The sequence below is a fragment of the Pantoea sp. ICBG 828 genome (assembly GCF_002928355.1).
In the GTDB taxonomy this organism is placed as follows: domain Bacteria; phylum Pseudomonadota; class Gammaproteobacteria; order Enterobacterales; family Enterobacteriaceae; genus Pantoea; species Pantoea dispersa.
The window spans coordinates 89969-105464 of sequence record NZ_POWN01000009.1 but is presented as its reverse complement, the minus strand read 5'-3'; the positions used below and the strand labels follow the sequence as shown (position 1 = coordinate 105464).

General features: G+C 62.9%; 12 protein-coding genes and 2 pseudogenes. 4 read left to right on the top strand and 10 right to left on the bottom strand.

The annotated features are described in order from the left end of the window. Positions 1–32 precede the first annotated feature (32 nt). The 6 genes from C1Y43_RS19950 to C1Y43_RS19925 all read right to left on the bottom strand — a co-directional run bounded on the left by C1Y43_RS19950 (position 33) and on the right by C1Y43_RS19925 (position 8632). Positions 33–992, bottom strand: coding sequence for an MBL fold metallo-hydrolase (locus tag C1Y43_RS19950; protein ID WP_032805126.1), 960 nt, complete (start codon positions 990–992; stop codon positions 33–35). 165 nt (positions 993–1157) lie between these two features. Beyond that, positions 1158–1994, bottom strand: coding sequence for a MipA/OmpV family protein (locus tag C1Y43_RS19945; protein ID WP_233209862.1), 837 nt, complete (start codon positions 1992–1994; stop codon positions 1158–1160). Positions 1995–2251: 257 nt separating this feature from the next. Further along, complete coding sequence (locus C1Y43_RS19940; RefSeq protein ID WP_104189421.1) at positions 2252–5341, bottom strand: efflux RND transporter permease subunit; 3090 nt, start codon at positions 5339–5341, stop codon at positions 2252–2254. Next, positions 5338–6471, bottom strand: a complete 1134-nt coding sequence (locus C1Y43_RS19935) for an efflux RND transporter periplasmic adaptor subunit (RefSeq protein WP_007704425.1) — start codon at positions 6469–6471, stop codon at positions 5338–5340. Before C1Y43_RS19935 ends, C1Y43_RS19940 begins: the two co-directional genes overlap by 4 nt. Further along, positions 6468–8042, bottom strand: a complete 1575-nt coding sequence (locus C1Y43_RS19930; protein ID WP_199189161.1) for an efflux transporter outer membrane subunit — start codon at positions 8040–8042, stop codon at positions 6468–6470. Before C1Y43_RS19930 ends, C1Y43_RS19935 begins: the two co-directional genes overlap by 4 nt. Continuing rightward, positions 8042–8632, bottom strand: a complete 591-nt coding sequence (locus C1Y43_RS19925) for a TetR/AcrR family transcriptional regulator (RefSeq protein ID WP_032805134.1) — start codon at positions 8630–8632, stop codon at positions 8042–8044. The genes C1Y43_RS19930 and C1Y43_RS19925 overlap by 1 nt, the downstream gene beginning before the upstream one ends. 261 nt (positions 8633–8893) lie before the next feature. Here C1Y43_RS19925 and C1Y43_RS19920 point away from each other — a divergent pair, with 261 nt between their 5' ends. Continuing rightward, complete coding sequence (locus C1Y43_RS19920) at positions 8894–10819, top strand: triacylglycerol lipase (RefSeq protein WP_233209861.1); 1926 nt, start codon at positions 8894–8896, stop codon at positions 10817–10819. 130 nt (positions 10820–10949) lie between these two features. Here the strand turns inward: C1Y43_RS19920 and C1Y43_RS19915 are convergent, their stop codons facing one another. Further along, positions 10950–11258, bottom strand: coding sequence for a hypothetical protein (locus tag C1Y43_RS19915; protein WP_233209860.1), 309 nt, complete (start codon positions 11256–11258; stop codon positions 10950–10952). 32 nt (positions 11259–11290) lie between these two features. After that, positions 11291–12469 (bottom strand): annotated as a pseudogene (locus tag C1Y43_RS19910) (tyrosine-type recombinase/integrase); the annotation flags it as partial. Between the two features lie 170 nt (positions 12470–12639). Between C1Y43_RS19910 and C1Y43_RS19905 the strand changes: the two are divergent. The 3 genes from C1Y43_RS19905 to C1Y43_RS19900 are packed head-to-tail and all read left to right on the top strand — an operon-like array spanning position 12640 to position 13956. Beyond that, on the top strand, positions 12640–12879 hold the full coding sequence (locus C1Y43_RS19905; protein WP_104189419.1) for a conjugation system SOS inhibitor PsiB family protein: 240 nt from the start codon (positions 12640–12642) through the stop codon (positions 12877–12879). Then, positions 12876–13406 carry a hypothetical protein gene (locus tag C1Y43_RS23720; protein ID WP_146068679.1) on the top strand — a complete coding sequence of 177 codons (531 nt, stop codon included), beginning with the start codon at positions 12876–12878 and terminating at the stop codon, positions 13404–13406. The genes C1Y43_RS19905 and C1Y43_RS23720 overlap by 4 nt, the downstream gene beginning before the upstream one ends. After that, complete coding sequence (locus tag C1Y43_RS19900) at positions 13387–13956, top strand: RadC family protein (RefSeq protein ID WP_104189417.1); 570 nt, start codon at positions 13387–13389, stop codon at positions 13954–13956. The genes C1Y43_RS23720 and C1Y43_RS19900 overlap by 20 nt, the downstream gene beginning before the upstream one ends. 208 nt (positions 13957–14164) lie before the next feature. Here the strand turns inward: C1Y43_RS19900 and C1Y43_RS19895 are convergent, their stop codons facing one another. Both C1Y43_RS19895 and C1Y43_RS19890 read right to left on the bottom strand, forming a co-directional pair. Beyond that, positions 14165–14635: an OsmC family protein gene (locus C1Y43_RS19895; protein WP_104189415.1), complete on the bottom strand. Its 471-nt coding sequence runs from the start codon at positions 14633–14635 to the stop codon at positions 14165–14167. Between the two features lie 155 nt (positions 14636–14790). Next, a pseudogene (locus C1Y43_RS19890) lies at positions 14791–15468 on the bottom strand (MFS transporter); the annotation flags it as partial. Positions 15469–15496: the final 28 nt, after the last annotated feature.

Sequence of the window (15496 nt, the reverse complement as noted above, 5' to 3'; positions counted from 1 at the left end):
GTGACGGCGTGGGTCGCCGCTGTAGAGCCGGCTTATTCATTTGGACGTCGCACTTCTGCAGTTTCGCCAACGGCGAGAACCCGCTTTTCTGAAGCAGTCAGCCCCAGTCTTTTCCACTCCGCCGCCAGGCGAACTGGAGGTTCATCGAGCGGTTCGTAGGTCAACTTGAACGTCCCCCAGTGCATGGCGAAAAAGCTCCGCGCACCCAAGTCTAGATAGGCTTGGACAGCTTCCTCTGGATTCATGTGTTGCGCCCGCATGAACCATGCCGGGTCGTAGGCGCCGATCGGTAGAAGCGCCGCGTCAATCGCCGGAAAGCGACGACCGATCTCCCGGAAGCCGTCGAAATATCCCGTATCGCCCGAGTGATAAATGCTGGCGGATGGCCCCTCGACGACGAATCCGCCCCATAGCGTTTCGTTGGCGTCGGTGAGGCCACGACGGCTGTAGTGCTGAGCAGGCACAAAAGACACTTTGGCGGAGCCAAGTTCAGCGGATTCCCACCAATTCAGTTCGCTTGCGGGAATGCCCTTCTTCGCCAGGAACGCCTGCATGCCCAGCCCGGCGATCACCGGCGCACCGACCTGCTGTACGGAGGGAAGATCGAGGTGGTCGTAGTGGTTGTGCGTGATCAGCACGGCATCGATGGGCGGCAGGTTTTCGGGCAGCACGCCGGCCGGAACATTTCGTCCCCCCGGGCCCAGGGCAAGGTCGCCAAAGATCGGATCGATGAGGAACGACTTGCCCTCTAGCTGCACCAGCCAGCTTGCATGTCCAATCCAGGTGAGGCGAGCGCCTTCGCCCGGTCCCGGCGGACTGGCGATCGCTACGAGGTCGGTCTCGACACATGGGACGGGTGCTTTTCTTGGAACACCGCGGCCACGCCCGGCTAGGCTGTCCAGGACCAACATGCGAAATGCCGGCAGCACAGTACCAGGGGCCGCGCTGCCGTCGAGATTCCTGAAACGTCTGGAGCCATTGCGAGTTGCCATAGCTACCCCTCCCACAAAAAGAAGATCGAGATGAACGCAGTTGGCAGTGGCTGGCCAGATAACGCGCTCCAGCACACATTCCCAATGCCCTGCGTCCCGCTCATTTCGAGTCGAATCCGAAACACAGCAAAAGCCCAGCAACGGGCCATGCCATGAATCGCCTTCTCAGAACCGATACAGGTAGCCGAGTCCCACGCCGTACTGCGTGCTCTTTTCGACCAGCGGGCTGTTGCGGATCGAACTGCCCATGTGCTTGGCGCCCATATCGAGGAACACCGTGTGCTTGGGCACAGGCTGCCAGTCAACGCGCAGTCCGATTTCGGTATTGACCGAGGAACTGCCGCTGTAGGCCGGGCGCCAGCTTTGCGCTTCGTCCGACCTCACGCCGTAGTAGTAATCCACGTACTTGCTGTCCACCCACTCGGCCGCGAGCCGCGGTGTCAAACCGATCGGGCCTGCGGTGAAACGCCGATCGATCTGCAGCGTCGCCCGCGTTCCCTTGCTGTTGCTCATGGCATCGGTTAGCACTTCGGCAGACAGGTTGGCAATGCCGCTGCGCCAGATGGCGGCACCGCCGACCCAGAAGCTGGAATCCCGGTCGCGCATACCCGCGAAGTACGGCGAGTCGCCAGAATCGAACTCATCCATGGCATACCGGCCACGCAGCCTGAAAGACACCGGCCCCAACGACGGGAGCTTGACGTCCAGGCCAGGGCCGGCCACCTGAATCCACTTATTCTCATAGGTGATCATCGGCAAGCCACGCACGCGGTTATCGAAGTCCCGGTAAACGCGGTACTGCATGCCACCGGCGACGCCGATCCCCCATGTCGATTCACTGCGCTCGGCTTCGGCCATGGCCTGGCCTCTCGCGGACCTCTTCGTATCGTCGGTCTGAGCAACGGCGGCGGGAGTGGAGAAAATGCCGGCGACCAGAATCGGCAGCGCCGCATAAGACGGCTGGCGTCGCAGCCGGGCTGCGCAATGAAGGCGTGATGACATGATTGATCCCTTTCAAGGAGAACGTGAAGAATGCCTCTCCCCATGCAGGGGATCGGCTGCTGGCGGACCGCGCCATCGAACTGCGCCGATAGGCTCGCGGACCGTCGGCAGACGGCCGCACTTCACCGTCTGCCTGACTTCCATCTCGTTTTGACGACCCGACGTCGTCTCGCACCAGTCCGGCCACACGCTGCTCGCCATGAAGGGAGGCGACGGACGCGCTGCGGGAGTGCCGCATCGTGGCGAAGGCTGCTGTGTCATCGTTCAAGCGCCTCCTCGCCGGCGGTGGCGCGCTCGGTGTGTCGAAAGAATCCGAGCGATGCCAGCCATTTCTCGAACTTGTCCACGTACAGGAACACGGCAGGCACGACGAGCAAGCTCAATGCGGTCGATGTGATCAGGCCGCCGATCACCGCCATGGCCATGGGCCGGCGGAAGCTCGAATCCGCGCCAAGCCCCAGCGCGATGGGCAACATGCCGGCGATCATCGCGATGGTGGTCATCACGATGGGGCGCGCTCGCTTGTGGCACGCGTCCAGCAAGGCATCGTGAACAGACAAGCCGCGATCGCGCATGCCGATGACCGCGTACTCGACGAGCAGAATGGAGTTCTTAGTGACGATCCCCATCAGCATGACCAGCCCGATCATTGAAGGCACGCTCAACTGGCTGCGCGTGACCAGCAGCGCGAGAAACGCGCCGCCGATGGACAGCGGTATGGCCGAGAGAATGGTGATCGGCTGAAGAAAGTCCCTAAACAGCAGCACCAGCACGCAGTAGATGCACAGGACACCAACCACGAGCGCCATACCGAAGCCCGCGCCGAGTTCGGCAACGATCTCTGCATCGCCGGCCTCGACCACCTTCACGCTGGATGGCAGGGACTTAATCGAAGGCAGGTTGGCGGCTGCTGCTTGCGCCGTTCCAAGTGCGGTGCCCCCCAGGTCAGCCGAAATGGTGACGTTGCGAAGGCGGTCGTGGCGGTCGATCTGCGCAGGACCACTCTCCACGGACAGACTGGCAACGCTGGCAAGCGGCACCGGCCCGTCGCGGCCCGGTACGCGCATGTTGCCGATCGTGTCAATGTCCTGCCGTGCTGCATCGGGAATGCGCGCACGGATATAGACCTGCCGGTTGTCCAGGTTCAGGCGCGCGACCTGCGAATCGAAATCGCCGCTCGTCGCCACCCGTACCACGTCGCCGATCGCTGCGGTCGTCACGCCACGCTCGGCCGCGCGTTCCGGGTCGGGGCGGATGATGATCTCGGGACGTTCCAGGCTTGCGGTGGAGGCGATGCCCGTGAGGCCCTTGACGTCGCGCAGTTCGGATTCCACTGCCTCTGCGCTCGCCTTGAGCACCTCGGCATTGTCGCTGGCGAGGATGATCGAAAGTTTCTCCCCCGGCCCTCCACCACCAACAGCGAAGCGCGCGCCTGCAACGTTGAGCAGGCGCTCTCGCACAGCTTTCTCAATGACCTGCTGCGATGGCCGATCGCCACGCGGCCCCATCGTGAGCGTGAGCGACGCCCGCCGAACCTCGCCAGCACGCGTGCCTCCTGGCCCGGCACTCTGCGCAGTGCCCACCGTGGCGAAGACGTGGGCGATGCCATCCACATCGCTGACGGCCTTGCGCGCAGACTCGGCAACCGCCAATGTGTCCGCCATCGAACTGGCCGGCGGCAACTCGATGCTCACGGTCGTCGTGCCACTGTCGGAGGCCGGGATGAAGCCCGTCTTGATGAAGGGTACAAGGGCGAGCGAAGCGGCCAGAAAGATGACCGCGCCGCCCAAGGTGGTCTTGCGGTGCTTCAGGCACCAGCGCGCCGTTGCCATGTACCAGCGCATGACCCGGCCATCTTCTTTCTCGGGAATCGGCTCGGGCTTGAGCAGGTAGGCTGCCATCATTGGCGTGAGCAAGCGCGCGACGAGCAGCGACGCGAGCACGGCGATCACGGCGGTCCAGCCGAACTGCTTGAAGACCAAGCCGCCAATGCCGCTCATCATGGCGGTCGGCAGGAAGACGACCACCAAGCTCATGGTGGTCGCCATGACGGCCAGGGCGATCTCGGTCACGGCATCCTCTGCTGCCTTCCGGATCGATTTGCCCATGTGCCGGTGGCGCTCGATGTTCTCGATCTCGACGATGGCGTCATCGACCAGGATGCCCACGACCACCGCAAGCGCCAGCAGCGTGACGGTGTTGAGCGTGAAGCCCAGCCAGGCCATGGCCGCGAACGCGGGCAGGATGGACAGCGGTAGCGCGGTCGAGGCGATCAGTGTCGCGCGCCAGTCGCGCAGGAAGAGCCAGACGACGATCATCGCCAGGATGGCGCCTTCGTACAGCATCGCCATCGAACCTTCGTACTGCTCCAGCGTCTGGCCGACCGACCCAGAAATCTCCGTCAGGCTGAGCGCCGGATCGGCCTGCTGGAGGCCGGCCAGGGCCTCGCGAACGCCCTCGGCCAGCCGCACTTCGTCAAAGCCCCTGGCGCGATACACGCTGAAGCCGACCACGTGCTTGCCATCGAGCAAGGCCGCGTGCGTGGGATCAGCCTGACCATCGATTATGGTCGCGATCTGGTCCAGCCTGAAGCTCGTGCCGTTCGACAGCGAGATCCGCAGGCCCGCAAGCTCCGATGCTTGGCGAACCGTGGCGATCGTGCGAACCGACTGCTCCTCGCCGCCGAGCTGTCCGCGGCCACCCGAGGACTGCTGCTGTACCTGGCGCAACGCTCGGGAGACATCCGCCGCGGTGATGCCAAGGGCAGACATGCGCAGCGGATCGACCTCGATCCGAACCTCGCGTTCGATGCCGCCAAGCCGCTCGAACCGGCCAACACCGGACACGCCGAGCACGGTCTTGGCGACTGTATCGTCCACGAACCAGGAAAGCTGCTCCTCGCTGAGACGGGAGGAAGCGATGGCATAGGTGAGCACCGGAGCACCGACGCTGTTGGACGCGCTGACCGTCGGTTGCAGCAGATCAGGCGGGAGGTCGGAGCGAATGCCGTCCACCGCGTTCTTGGTCTCGATCAGCGCGTCCGACAGATTCTTTTCCAGTACGAATTGCACCTGGATCGACACCAAGCCATCCGTGACTGATGTGGTCAGATGGTTCAGCCCGCTCAAGGTCGCGAGCGCGTCCTCGACCTTGCGTGCGACCTCCGTTTCGAGTTGAGCGGGGGCCGCCCCCGGCTGCGACAACGCTACCGTAACCATCGGCAGATCGAGGTCGGGCAAGTCCTGCGTGGGCAGCTTCTGGAATCCCCACAATCCGGCGAGCGCCAGCAGCGCGAACAGCAGGATCGAGGGTATGGGATTGCGAATGGACCAGGTGGCGAAGTTCATGGCTTGGCCGCTCCTGCCGGACGGCCTTGGGAGATGCGCACCAGATCACGGTCCTTGAGGAACCCTGCGCCCTGGACGACGACGTGTTCATCTTTGCCAAGCCCGTCGGTGATCTCGACCTCCCGGCCATTGCGCCGGCCGACAGTGACGCTTCGCAGCGACACCCGGGGCGTTGCGCTGGCGTCGGCCAACGCGAGCACATGGCTGCGCCCATCGCGAATGACGACGCTCTCGGCGGGCACGACCAGCGCCGCGCCGCTCCCCAGCCCAAGGCTGCCGCTGGCGTACATGCCAGCCCGGGCCGAGCTACCTGGTCGGAGGTCGGCATAGACGATGGCCAGGCGCGAGGCGCTGTCCAGCACGGGCGAAGTCTGTCGAACGGTCGCCGTCGCGGTGTTGCCGTCGGGAAGTTCAAGCGTGACTTCCTGGCCGATCTTGACTTGGGCCAGTTGTCCCGCCGTCAGCTCGCCACGCCATTCCAGGCGCCCCTGGCGAATCATCCGGAACAATTCCTGGCCCACCGGGACGACGGTGCCAAGGGTCGCCGTTCTGGCGCTGATGACACCATCATCGGGCGCCCTGACGTCGGTGTAGCGCAGCCGTAGCGCATTGGCCGCGAGCAAGGCATCGGCGGTCTTGGATTGGGTCACGAGCTGCAGCACGTCCTGATCGCTCATGGCGCTGCTACGCTGCAACGCCAGACCGCGCTGGCGGTTGGCGGCCGCTTGATCGGCATTCGCCTTCAGTTGCGCGTGTTCCGCCTCCAACAGCGCGCGATCGAAACGGGCGATCACCTGGCCCTTTTTCACAACGTCCCCGACGTTGACGCGAACGTCGATGAGTTGGTAGCCGCCGATCTGCGAGCCGATGCTGGCTTCTTCCCATGCGGCAATCGCGCCGGTGGCTTTGATTTGCAGCGGCCAAGACACCTCGCGTGGCGCGGCGCTTGTCACGGTGAGCGCTGGCGTGGCGGCGGGAGTAACTTCGGCCGGGCTCCGATCGCGCTGCACGAAGACGAGCGCCAGCGCCGCCGCAACGACGGCGATGGCCCCGATGGCATACGCGACCCGGTTCCTGCGCAGGTGACCAGGAGTGGGCGAATTGCGGGGGTGCTCTTGTTCTGGGCTCATCTGCGAATACTTTCGTTGCGGGCGATAGGGGTATCGGTCGTCTTTCGGGTCACCGGCGGCTCCGGTGCCGCCGCCGACAGCGGCGGATTCCCTGCGGCGCGCACGAGGGTAACCCAGGATCGAGCGCGATCGGAAGCAGCCGAAATGGCGCTCTCTTGCGCGCTGTTGAACTGCCGTCGCGAGCCTTCCAGCTCGAACAGGCTGATGGCGCCGGCGCGATATCGGGCTTCGTTGGCTTGCAAAGCAATGCGAGCTGCATCGGTAGCCTGTCGGGACGTGCCCACGCGCTGCTGCGCCGACGACAGCGCAGCCAGAGCGTCCTCGACATCACGGGTCGCTGTACGCAGGGTGTCTGCCAAGGTCGCCAGGGCCGCGCGATACCGCGCTTCGGCGACATCGACGTTGGCCGCCCCCAGCCCCGCATCGAAGATGGGCACGGACACCGCGGCGCCGGCGGACCAGGTATCGAAATTGACCGTGGACCCCAGTGCGCGAATCCACTGGCCCGTCAGGAGCGCAGACAGATCAACACGCGGCAGACGCTCGGCACGGGCAACACCGATCTCGGCATATGTGGCGGCGAGTTCCCGCTCGGCTGACCGGACCGCAGGATGCTGGAGAAGAACGGTTGCCGGCAGATCCAGTCGGGATGACGGCGCGATGGGTACGATGGCCGCGGGACCAGCCGGGCGGCTGATGGCTGCGGCTTGCGACGAGTCACCGCTGGGCGATACAAGCGGCGGCTGCATCGCAAGCTGCCGTACCGTCGCGGCCTCCCGGCCGCTAAGCGCGACAAGCGCGTCCACCAGGGTCGTGCAGGCCTCTTCCTGGCTGAAGCGATTGGTTCTCGCGGCGGCAAGATTGCTCAGTGCGCTGGCTTCTTCCACGGGCGCGACATTGCCAACCGCGAGGCGCTGACGGATCAGCGAAAGCTCGGTTTCACGCGAGGCGATGTCCTGGCCGCGAATCGCGAGGGAATAGTTGCAGGCGCGCAGGGCCACGACGCCGTCGGCGATCTGCGCGGCCAGGGACAGCCGGGCGTCATCGGCGTCCGCGTTGCGCGCGTCGAGCCGGCTGCGGGCCGCGTCTTCCGTCGCACGGGCACGGCCCCAAAGATCAAGCTCCCAAGCAAGGCTGCCGCCCAAAGAACCCGTAGTGGCGTTGATTGTCTCGGCGCCGCCCGTCTGGCCCTGCGACTTGCCGCGCGACAGCGATCCGTTGCCACCAAGCTGGGGAGCGCGCCGGGCACGGCTCGCTCCCAGCCCCGCACGCGCTTCATCGACACGTGCGGCTGCTTGTGCAAGCGTGGGGTTGTCGATCAACGCCGAGGCGACGAGGGTGTCGATGGCGGGATCGCCCAGATGCGTCCACCAGTCCTCGCGCAACTCGGCGCCACCGACTGGCGTACCTGCCTTGGCGTTCGCCCAAGCCGTCGGCACATCGACGTGTGGCGTCGCATAAGGCGGCTGCGTCGCGCAACCACCGACGCAAAGCGCTGCGGCCATCACGCACGCCCCAAGCCGCGGTCCAGGGTGACCTTGGCGATGCGTCAGATCGTGCAGCGTCGCCATCACAGCTCGCGCACCAGTGAGAACGCTCTTGCCATGATCGGCCGCAGATTTGCCTGCCCACCGTCGGCGTACCATTCATCCAGGGCGGCCGTCCATGCTGACGTCGCCGCGCCCACGATGATGCGCGCCTCCAGCAGGCTCAGGCCCCGTTCGCCGTATCGCTCCACCAGCACGGCGGCAAGCACCACTTCTCGCTCCATCCGCTTCTCGCACTCCTTCGCGAGCAAGGGCGGTGCTTCCTTCAGGAGGCGCACCAGAGCAAAAGCCATGTCGGGATTGGCGTCATAGAGTTTGAGCACCGTCCCCAGCGTTTCGCAGACCGCATCCAAGGGGCGCTCCTCGGCGGGCCTGCCCCTCAACTCGTCGGCCAACTGAACGGTCTTTTCTTCATGCCAGGCAAAGACCAGATCCTCTTTGGTCTTGAAGTAGCGAAAGAAGGTGCGCCGCGCGATGCCCAGAGGGTCGACGATCTGCTCGATGGTGGTGTGGGTGAAGCCTTGCTTCAGAAACAGCGCGAGCCCGAGGTTGGACAACTCCCTGCGGGTGCTCTCCTTGTGTCTTTCGCGAAGGCCAGGGTTTTTCTGTGTCATGGGTGCATTCTGCCTTAACTGGCACTTGGTGCCAATACTGCATTATGCGCCAATTGGCACTTTGTGTCACAATGACTGAAGTTTTGGCTGAACCGCCCCTGTCGGCGTTTCATTGGCTTCAGGGGAGAGAAGCGCTATGGAAGACGTATCCCGAGCCACGGTTGAGCCGTGCGAACCCGGTCGCGCGCAGGCCACCAACGCCGACCCTCTCGGCTGCCGAGCCGCGCGCTCCGACCTTTCCGATATGCAGGAGGCGGCTTCATGAGTCGCCTTCGGCCCCCGTTTCACATACTGCTGTGGGTACTGCTCGTCGCGCTGCTGCCAGGCTGCGCGGTGGTGTCCGTTTCATCCATCTCACCCAAGGAGTACCTGGCTGAGCGACGTGGCGACGTGCTCACCACGGGCCGGCTGAGCACGGCCGCGCAGGAGGTGCTGCGCGTGGTCGGCATCGACGACTGCCGTGAACGCCAGGAGGCCTGCCGACAGACCCTGGCGCAGGCGAGCGGCATCACCGAGGAGCAGCGCCAGTCCGCGCTGTCCGAACTGTGGCTGGAAGCGGCACTCGCGGCCGACCAGGCGCCTGCCAGCTCGACCCGGCAAGCCCCGGCGCTGGACGCGTGGCTTGAAGCAGCGCGGCACGCCTGGGCCTACCTGTTTTTCACCGAGCGGCGCCCCGGAGAACGCGCGTTCGAGGACCGCCAGACCCAAGTGCGCGACTACTACAACTACGCCGTCGAGCAGACCGTGACACGCCTGTTCAACGCCCGCTGGCGCGAGCGGGTTGCCGCCACCCGCAACACCGGGGCTTCTGTCCTCCATCTTGGACAGTGGCGTCTAAGCAGCCACGTCGAGGGGTTTGCACGCACGCAGGGTGCGGCGCTGCCAGAGGCGCTGGTGACCGCTTCCTCGCTGCGCTTCTCCGGCCTGCGCAACACCTATCGGCGCGACGGCTTCGGCGCCCCGCTGGTGGCGGTCCTCCCGCCGCTACCAACCAGTCCCCCGGTGCCTTATACCGAGATGCGGTATCCCGCGATCACTGCGCTGATCACCTTCGAGGGCCGGAACCTGCAAGAGGTGCTGTGCACCCGCCGCGTGGATATTCGCCTCTACGATCCTTACCGCGCGAAGCAGATCGACACGGCCGGGGTACAGGCTCCGCTCGCGGCCAACTTCACTGCCGGTTATGGCCTTTGGCTCGCGCGCTCCGGCTTCGCCACACAAGCGCTGCGTACCCTGTTCGGCATGAGCGACGGCATCGTGCGGCCGCAAATCCAGTTGATGCAGCCCTATGACCCGGAACGGGGGATCGTCGTCATGCTGCACGGACTGGCGAGCAGCCCGGAAGCATGGGTCAATGTGGCCAACGAGGTGCTGGGCGACGAGACGCTGCGCCAGCACTATCAGATCTGGCAGGTCTATTACCCAACGAATGCCCCCCTGGCCCTGAACCGGCACGCCATCGAGCAGGCGCTGACACAGACACTGGCCCACTTCGACCCCCAGGGCACGGCCCGCGCCTCACGCGACATGGTGCTGGTCGGCCATAGCATGGGTGGCGTGTTGTCGCGGCTGTTGGTGTCCGATGCAGGCCAGGCAATGTGGCCGTTGTTACCGTCGGGAGCGAAAACGCGCATGGCATCGGACCCGGAACTCCAGCGCGATCTGACCGCATATGTGGAGTTTCAGCCGATGCCGCAGGTCACACGCGCCGTTTTTATTGCCGCACCGCACCGCGGCACGCCCTTCGCCGAGAACCGGCTGGCACGCCACGCCGCCAATCTCGTCACCTTGCCTCTGGCCATGTTGGAGCAGGCGGGCGATCTGACGAGACGGCTGGCCCGGCTTTCTCCCCAGGGTCAGGGCAGCGAACCGCTGCATATCCCGAACAGCATCGACAACCTGAGCGACCGCGATCCATTCGTGCGTGCGGCTGCGCAATTGCAGATCAGCCCGAGGGTGCGCTACCACTCGATCATTGGCCGCGAACGTCCCGAGGACATACTGGCGCAGTCCAGCGACGGCGTGGTGCCCTATGCCAGTGCGCACCTGGAGGGCGCGTTATCCAAGAGGGTCATCACGTCATGGCACAGCGTGCAGGAAACGGCAGAGGCGATATTGGAGATACGCCGCATCCTGCTGGAGCATCTCCTGTCGGCCGCAGCCGATCTCCGCTGCGAGGGCTGTTGACAGGAAATGCAAAGGCCTTCGGCACGACACGAAACAGCCGGCGTGGAAAGCGCCGCCTTCGGAGCACATGCATGCTCCAAGGCAGTGCTCCACGGTCAATGACAATACGGCGCGTCGCCCAGGATGATGATCACAGCTCGTGAACCAATGCGAACGCGCTTGCCATGATGGGCCGCAGGTCTGCCTGCCCGCCGTCGGCATACCACTCATCCAGCGCTGCCATCCACGCTGACGTGACCGCACCAACGATGATGCGCGCTTTGAGGGGGATCAGACCCTGCTTGCCTTCTCGCTCCACCAATGCAGCAGCAAGCGCCAGTTCCCGGTCCATCCGCTTTTCGCATTCCTTGGCGAGCAAGGCCGGTGTCTCTTTCAGAAGGCGTACCAGAGCGAAGGCAAGCTCTGGATTCGCGTCGTAGCGCTTGAGGGTCGTCGCCATGGTTGCGCAAACCGCGTCCAAGGGGCGCTCCTTTGCCGCGCGCCAGTGATCGCCTGCCGCCGGTTCGCCACAAGTTCGGCCGCATCGCGCACCGGCTTGTCCTCGGTGTGGACGTAGTGCATGAACATCGCCACGGTCTTGTGGCCCGTCAGCTTCATGCCCACCTTAGTCGGCACGCCCGAATTGGCAATATCGGTGGTCGAGCGATGGCGGATGCCGTGCGTGCCGACGTGCGGCACGCCGGCGGCCTTGAGCGTCCGGCACAAGCCGCCATAGTGCTCGCCAAAGGTCAGGTGCTTGGCCGGGTCGTTCGGCGACGGCAGGACGTAGGGGCAGCCGTCCCGGCGCGGTGCCGCCGAAAGCAGCCGATAGGCTTCCTCGCTCATGGGCTTGGAGATGCCGCCAACCTTGTTGTCGGGCCACACCACGCGCCGGTTCTCGAAGTCGAGCCAGCTCCATTGGAGCGGGCAGATTTCGGAGCGCCGTGCCGCGAACTCGAATTGCAGCCGGATCGCAAGCGGGATGACGTAGTTTTCCAGGCCTTCCGCCTCCAGCTTCTCCAACTGGCGGAAGATCCGCACCATTTCCTCGTCCACGATGAGACGGGTTTCCTTGCCCGGCGGGTACATTGGGACGTGGCGGCACGGATTCGTGCCGTCCGGGCGGAAGCCCCACACTTCGGCCAGGTTGAACATCTTGCGCAGCACGCCGAAGGTCTTGTTGGCTTCGGTCGGCTTGTAGGCCAGCTTTTCCATCAGCCCCGCAATGTCGGGCCGCTTCACGTCATGCACCTTCTTGCGGCCCAGCAGCGGGATGATGTTGCGGTCGATAACGCCCTGATAGCCGTCCTGCGTGCTGGGCTTGTTGCGCTTCTTGGAGTAGTCCTCCATGAACTTCTTGCACAACTCGGCCATCGTGGGCGCCTTGCGCGCCTCGGCCTTGGCGCCGCCGGGGTCGCCACCCCGGCGAACCTCGGCCAGCCAGTCCTGCGCTTTGACCCGCGCCTGTTCGACGGTCAACTCCCCGTAGAGTCCCAGCGAGGGCTTGCGGGGCTGGCCGGAGTTCGTGCGGTACTGGAGCATGAACACCCGGCGGCCCGTCGGGGTAATCTTGCACAGGAAGCCGGGCACCACGGTATCCCGCAGTTCGATGTCCTTAGCCTGGGGTTGCGCCGACTCTACTGCGGTCTTGGTGAGCTTGATCTTTGCCATGATGACTCCTTGGAACGACCCGGATTCCAGGAGCCAGATAGGAGCGGCGCGAGGGAGAACCGGGTCAAGTTTCAGAAAGCACCGGCATATGATGGACGCGCGTAAGTTATTGATAAACCTGCTGTATCGAGCTACGTCGCAGTCCAGCGAACTACCGGGCTGGAGTCATCGTGAAACAAAAAAATCCTCACGTCACGCTCGATATCCTGAGTCCGGGCAGTGAGTCACCGTTCTGGCACGGGCTTATCTGGGTTAATCCCGATCACACCGGCCTGTACGTGCTGAACACAGAGCACTTTGAGCCGCAGGCTATTGGTGAGCTTCTGGCGCGCGTAGAGAACATGTTAGCCGACGGCTTCATACCATCAGAAATTGTGGCTGTTCTGGGCAGAAGAGGCGGGTGCGCATGAACTCAAAGGGCGCTTTCTCAGGAATCACACCACGACGCAACGTCGATTCGGGCGCACTGCACGGCAGCGCGTTACAGAACTTCGAGGATGCAGTCGCCTCAGCGTGTGCCGGGCCGGATATTAATCGCGTATTTACCGGACATCTCCTCCGGTTTAACGCTGCCAGCCCGGCCGGGGCTTCATCATCGGGGCCGACCATTGTCATGTCTTCTGCAAGGGCACTGCGCCGACGGGCAGAGGAGCAGGAAGCATTACTCTGCGCAGCGGAACTGGCGCTTGCGTTCCAGACGGCCTGTACTTACCGTCGCTGGTACACCGGGTGGCGCCAGCGCGGAGTGGGCGTCAGCGATCTGCTGGATTTGACCTGGAGCTGGTGTCAGCGTGCCTGCGTGACTAACACATCCCGGTCACACAAAGTCGCAGCGAGCGGGAGACTGCATACCCGTTGTGCGCAGGCGGATATCAATGCTGTAAAAGTCAGTCAGGGAACTGAACGGGAGGCAGGCGATGTTTCAGGAAAGCGTTGAGTGTTCTGAACGGCGAGCAGAAGAGGGGCCTCAGCATCCCGCCAGCCATCGCGTACGCTTTTTCAGCCGGCTTTTCGCGCTGAATGAGAAGGGAGAATACGTGATGGCGAGCGACAGTCAGGTTCTGGCTGAGGCTGTGCTGGCCATCGATTATCGATATCCGGTCGGTGCGCCTTTTTCCAGCGCTGCCGATACAAAAGCCTACTTCCGGGCAAAACTTGCCCGCCACGAATACGAGGTGTTTGCGGTAGCGTTTCTGGATAATCAGCACCGGCTTCTCGCCTGCGACGAAATGTTCAGGGGATCGGTGGCCACGGTAGACGTGCATCCGCGCGAGATTGCCCGGCGTGCGCTGCAGCTGAATGCATCGGCGGTGATTTTGAGTCACAACCATCCGTCGTTTAGGCCGCAACCTTCAGAAGCGGATGTTGCCATCACCCTGCGCATTCAAAAAGCGCTCAGCCTTATCGCCGTCAGGGTGATTGACCACATTATCGTTGCCGGCAATGAAACGTTATCCCTGGCCGGGCAGGGATTTTTAAACCGTTAGCGGTTTTGTTCCTGCTGTCATTCGGGCTGAGTCAGTCAGCGGTAACCCGCATGAACGCTGCTGGTGGACCGGCCCCTTGCTGTCGTCATTGGCTTTCGCCGATGCCAAAACCATTAACCCGGTGTAAAAGGAAAAAAATGATCGTCATTGTCCCTTACATACAGTGGCGTTCAGGGTTGCGGCCGGAGGAGCTCGTGCGGACGATTTCTTATTGATGACGGGTAACAAATTCAGGCTCATAGCGAACCGGAAAATTTACTGACCTTGCTATAAAACAGACTTTATGGATTTCATGATGAATCGCCATTGCGGAGTCAAGGTTAGTACCGTTTGCTACCGTGATTTTGGGTCGCAGTACAGCCGAAGTAAATCTACCCGCACCGCCTTTCAACACCTCCGCTGTGGCTATCGGAGAATCTTCATATTCCAGAACAGCGATCCCTGCATCTGAGGCAAGGTGCAGGTACCAGAGCATGTGGCATGCAGAAAGCGAGGATAGAAGAAGGTCTTCAGGATTCATTTTAGTGGCATCGCCACCCAGCAGGGGATCGTTTGAGCAATGGATAATCTCTTTGCCGGTAATGGCGATGTCCCAGGTCCTCGCATACGCCTTATATCCCGATGTTCCAGTGCCTTGATTCCCGGTCCAGAATATGTGCGAGGTATATTGATGTTCCATTGCTGATTCTCCTGTAGAGGATAAAAACTGTCTCCAGCCCCATAAGCGGTACGGGACGCTTGTGCTGCTGACTAAACTACACGATATAGCGTTGTAAATTCCGCGCAATGGAACTTGTTGCATCTCTGCTCTGGCAGGGGGCTGACATGATAAAATTAACGTCCGCCATCTTTCTCGCTCAGGATTTCATCCCCTTTTCTGGTCAAAATCGTGCTTGCCGGACAAGGTTCTGCTTTCCTGCCCAACATGACTCCTGTCACGAGCGCACAAAACAGCGTGATGGCCGCCAGCACGCTGAAAAGCGTCGTATAGGCGCTGTCATAGCTGTCGTGTAGTAACCATCCGGGAAAACCGGGTAAAATCGTAGCGGCTTCATCACTATTACCACTTCCCAGCCAGGCAGCCGCCCGATGAATCACCTCCGGGGGATACCCGTGAGCATTTTTCTCAAGCGTGAATGTGTTCATGACGGTTAAAAAAGCAGACACAATTGCCAGCGCGATCCCCTCTCCGGCAACGCGTACGGTATCAAAGAGGCCTGCGGCCATGCCGGCTTTCTCAACCGGCACCGCAGAGAGGGCCAGACCGTCCATGAGCCCCCAGGGAAGGGCCGCGCCGGTGCCGGTCAGCATCAGTGAAAGCACAAGAAAGCTACTGCTATTGCCGGTTAGGGCGTATGCGAGTAAAAGCAGCCCACCCGTTGACACAGTAAGCCCCATGGCTGAAACGGTTCCCGGGGAAAACCATCGTGTCAGCACTGCGGCAACGGATGGGAAAATCAGCATCGGAGACGTCAGCGCCATAAGATAAAAAGCGCTTTGAGCCTCACTCATTCGTAAGCGTCTCACCTGCACCGTCTTG